The sequence below is a fragment of the Areca yellow leaf disease phytoplasma genome (assembly GCF_041920595.1).
The window spans coordinates 253,011-257,363 of sequence record NZ_CP169277.1; the positions used below are offsets into that span (position 1 = coordinate 253,011).

The following is a 4,353-nucleotide window of genomic DNA, read 5'->3' on the forward strand; positions in this document are numbered from 1 at the left end:
ATAGCTAAAATAAATCCTCAAAGCCATAATAACATAAGCAGTGGCGTGCGCTTTAGGAATAAATATTTAATTTTAGCAGCAGAATCAATATCTGCTTCTACTTTGTCTTTAATTTCTTGTTTGTTGTTCCATGTTTGAAAAATCATCTTTGGGGTTTGCCTTTACGGATAAATTCCATAATATCCAAAAAGCTTTTTTAAAGGATCAAGCCCTTTTTCTTGTAATTGTAACATAATATCATCACGACAACCAATTTATATCATCAAAAAGAAATTGTTTTATTTTTTGTATTTTTCAAATTCGCCTGTTTTGTTGATAGCATCTCTGGCGTTTTAGGTTCTAAACCATCAGTTCCATGTGAAAGTCACAGAGATTTTTACTAAAGCAGCAAAATTAATTTTAATTGCTTGTTTTTTGTGAATTTTAATTTAGCGGTTATTAAATCTTTTAACATTTGTTTGACAAAAATAGTTTTCCAAATTTGGGAATACCCAAAGAATCAATAGTGATTTTATTTCCTGGATTTACAGAAGAATCAATTTTGAATTCGTTGGAAAAACAATTATAAACTGCGGGGATCATCTACAGGGAATATCTTGGGCTCTTGTGAAAGGAAAAATTCTTCGATTTTCTTTAACATAATCCATCAAAAATTTAATCATCATAGGATCATCATGTCCTAAAATGTCTAATTTAAAAGATTTTTGCTCAAGGAATGATAATCAAAATGAGTTGTTTTCAATTGGTGTCGTTAGCTGGATATTGGACAAGGTTACTTCCTCATCTACTTCGATCGGGCAGCACAACAACAATTCCTCCTGGATGCTGGCCATTGTGAACGTTTAACTCCTCTGATTTTGTTGGCAATTTGGGCTACTTTTTGTTTGCGCCATTGTTTTTGTTTTTCTTCTACAAAACCCATCGTATAGCCATAAGCGTTTCTTTGAGCAACAAGTCTGGATGGTTCCTCGCTCTAAAGCGTGTTTTTCTCCTAACAATTCTTTAATGTAATTGTGGGCTTGGCTTCGGTAATCACCTGCAAAAAAATTTAGATCAATATCAGGAGTTTTGTTGCCTTCAAAGCCTAGAAAAGTTTCAAAAGGAATGTCATGACCGTCTTTTTTGAACTGAGTGTCGCACTTGGGACAAGGCATGTTTGGCAATCGTATCCCGAAAAAACCTTATCGTCTTGTTGTGGTATTTTTTCTTCTTCTGAGTTGTAATATTGTTCTTTTTCTTGTGGTTTTAATTGGACAATAGTGTAGTTGCATTGTGACAATAATAATGTGGTTTTAACGGATTTACTCGGTAATTTCTAACATAGTTGCTACTAAAGAAGAACCAATCGAACTATCGTGAGCCTACTAAATAACCTTTTTCCAAAGAATTTTTAACTAATAAATGTGATCAAATAATAAACAGGAGAAATATTTTGAGTTAGATTTTTCGTTTTTTGTCTCTCCTATACTTTTTAACTCTTAGATCCGTCTTTCTTTAATTAAAGGGTGGGGAGTTGCGTGCCGTACATTTGTTTAACTTTTTGTATCAACCAAACGCTTAATTTCTTCTTTGATGCTTGGTATTTTGTAAGTTGGCTTTGAAAGCGTCGTCTTTGAAAAGAAAATAGTTCCGAAGAAAAGCTTTGATTTTTTTCAATTTTGGAATTAAGCAAATGAGTATTTTCAATTATAATTTCATAAATTAATTTTTCATCTTGTAAAAAGGCAAATGCATCTATCATTTCTTGTGGTGGTCAAAAGGTGATTTTCTGGCAAGATTTTTATTTTCGTATCTAGATAATTTGTGTAAGCCGCCTCCTACCATTTTTGGCACTAATATAAATTTCGCGATAATCTTTTTCCTGCTGATGAATATAATGAACGTCCCCAGTGGCAATTACTATTTTTGCTTGTTTTTGGGATTCTTTTATGATGGTTTTGAGTAGTTCTTAAATGGATTTGAAGCCCGTTTTTGCCTAACCAAGTAGTTTATGTTTCTGGGAGGTTGAACTTTGGATGTAATCGTAAAAGAAATAGCTTTTTCAATTTGGAAATGTTTTGATTGAGAGCTATTTCAAAAATATTATTCATAAACTACTACCCACTAAAAAAAGACCTTGTCTTAAATTAGCTAAATTAGATTTTAAAACACGAGGGTTTTTGTTAAAATCCTTAGTTAAAGCGTTGCTTAAAAGTTCAAAAAAGATTGCGATAACCGGTTTGATTAGCCACCAAAAATATTGATGGGATAAGGTCTTTCGCATTTGGGATCGATTTTTTCTGTAAGTCAAAAAAGTAATTACTTGTTCGTCTTTGGGATCTTTGGTTGATCCGCCAATTGATCAATCATTTTGATAAAAACTTCTGCTGTGCAGTGGCATCCGCAAGTCACGGTGATGGTCTTCTAATTTGACTTTGAAAAAGTTGCCAATCTTTTTAAAGAAAAAATATTTTAAAAGATTACTGAAATGTTGAGACAATGCCGCGGTATCAATAATGGGTTGTGGTTCCAAAGATATTTTGAGTTCTTTTTGCTTTTTCTTTAAAAATTAATATCAAAAGAAGTGTTGTGAGCCACTAAAACACAAAGTCTTGGCAAAGCTAAAAATTGTGGTAAAAACTTTGTCAATTGTTTGTTGTCCTTTGAAGCATTCTATCCGTATTATTGGTAATATTCGGTGATAGTTTTGGTTAATTTTTGCTGCGGTCGATAAATTTTTGAAACTCGCCTATTTTGTTTGCTTTTAATTTTACTCCAGCGATTTAATAATTTTGTCACGAACATTAGATAATCCAGTAGTTTCAAGTCAAAACCACATAAGTAGCTTCTTTTAAAACAAAATCTTTTTCTAAAATCATCTTCTTTTGATTGGTGATATAAATAGTTTTTTCTTCAATAAAATCAACTTCACTCCATAAATAGGTTTGATTTTTTTATTTTTTAAAAGATGTTCGCGACTTCAGGGTAAGCAAATGCCGTCATGATCCAAAAGCAATCGCTTCGTGTCCCCATGATTCTGCTATTTGTAAATATCTGCACTATTAATAGCGTCTAAATTAGACATTTTAGTGTGAGTGTGAAATTCAATTCTTTTTTTGCCTTGAAAACCCAAGTCTTGACGGATTAATGAAGGCGAAATTGAATCTGATTCTAGGGTTTCGTATTGTGTCATCATTAAATTAACATCGTCCCAAGCACTATAATTAATCCGAGCTGTGGATTCTAAATAATTGTCCAGTTTGGTAATTGGCTTTTAAAATTGTTCTTTTTCATCTTTGGACACTTTTTTTTGAATTAAAAATAGCATCTTTATTTTCGATAGAAAAATCATTGTCGTTTTCTTTCTATAACAAATTTTAAATAAGAATACTTGGAGGTTGATTGAAGCTTCAAAAAGGAAAGTGGGTGGCGCCTCCTTGTCTTGACCTCCAAGAAAATATTTTTTTCCTTCTATGCTTGGCCTTATCTGGAAGTGTTTGGACGCCTCTTAACCTTGCCCTCCAAGAGAAAATTTGTTGCCTTTTATATCTGGCTTTAGTTGGAATGATTAGGGCGCCTCCTAACCTTGCTTTTCAAGAGAAATCTCCTTCCTTCCATGGCTCAACCCTTTTTGGATACCTCCTTTTCTTTCTCCCCATGTTATGGCTCCTTCTAACTTTGTTCTGAGTATTTCTGGCAGGTAATGGGCGCCTCCTTGAATTTCTCTCCAAGAGAATTTCTTCCCTTTATAGTTTGGTTCTTTTGCGAAGTCTTGGGCCGCCCCCTTGATTTGTGGACCCCTGGTGGATTTCTCCTCAATTGGCGCATGAAAGAGGGGAGCTGCTATCTGTGGTGTGGGGACCAAAGCCTGCTGGATGGAGATGTGGCGCCCCCTGGACTCAGGCGTATGGCTGGGAGTGTGGCTGGGAGTGTGGCGCCCACTTGCTTGGCCTTGGGAGAAAATGTAACACCCCAGGTTGAAGCCCTAGTCCACTACTGAGTCAACATGACTCAACAAAATAAAAATGCAGGTAATACAGACTCAAACTAAAATTGAGTTGATCAAGTCAACCCTTATTACAAGCCAGCAAAAACTCTAATTTCGTGCAAGGTTAATCAGAGATCCAGATGAGCTCTGAAGTCTTCTTCTGAGTCTGGTGCCCGCACCAATTCTCCCAGGGTGGGAGGAACTCGACCCTGTCGAGTATGGATCAAGTTGGCTCTGGTATCTCTCCAAGAGGTCTGGGTCCAATTCTTGTAATTCTTCTCGGGAGATCCAAGAGTCATCAGAATCTGGCCTTCCTTGCCAGCGGACCATGTATCTTTGGTATCCTCGATCATGAGTAGAGAGCACAAAAATCTGAACGAAGCACA

4 protein-coding genes are annotated in these 4,353 nt (G+C 35.4%); all 4 read right to left on the reverse strand.

Annotated features, from left to right (window positions below; all coding sequences use genetic code 11):
* Positions 1–842 precede the first annotated feature (842 nt).
* The 4 genes from ACEW7V_RS01460 to ACEW7V_RS01475 all read right to left on the reverse strand — a co-directional run bounded on the left by ACEW7V_RS01460 (position 843) and on the right by ACEW7V_RS01475 (position 4,333).
* Positions 843–1,154, reverse strand: coding sequence for a hypothetical protein (locus tag ACEW7V_RS01460; RefSeq protein ID WP_374695649.1), 312 nt, complete (start codon positions 1,152–1,154; stop codon positions 843–845).
* Between the two features lie 344 nt (positions 1,155–1,498).
* Positions 1,499–1,741 (reverse strand): hypothetical protein, encoded by a 243-nt coding sequence (locus tag ACEW7V_RS01465; RefSeq protein ID WP_374695650.1) that lies wholly within the window; start codon positions 1,739–1,741, stop codon positions 1,499–1,501.
* 1,818 nt (positions 1,742–3,559) lie between these two features.
* Entirely contained in the window at positions 3,560–3,844 is a 285-nt protein-coding gene (locus tag ACEW7V_RS01470; protein ID WP_374695651.1) for a hypothetical protein, read from the reverse strand.
* A gap of 231 nt (positions 3,845–4,075) precedes the next feature.
* Positions 4,076–4,333 carry a chromo domain-containing protein gene (locus tag ACEW7V_RS01475; protein ID WP_374695744.1) on the reverse strand — a complete coding sequence of 86 codons (258 nt, stop codon included), beginning with the start codon at positions 4,331–4,333 and terminating at the stop codon, positions 4,076–4,078.
* Between the last annotated feature and the right edge of the window lie 20 nt (positions 4,334–4,353).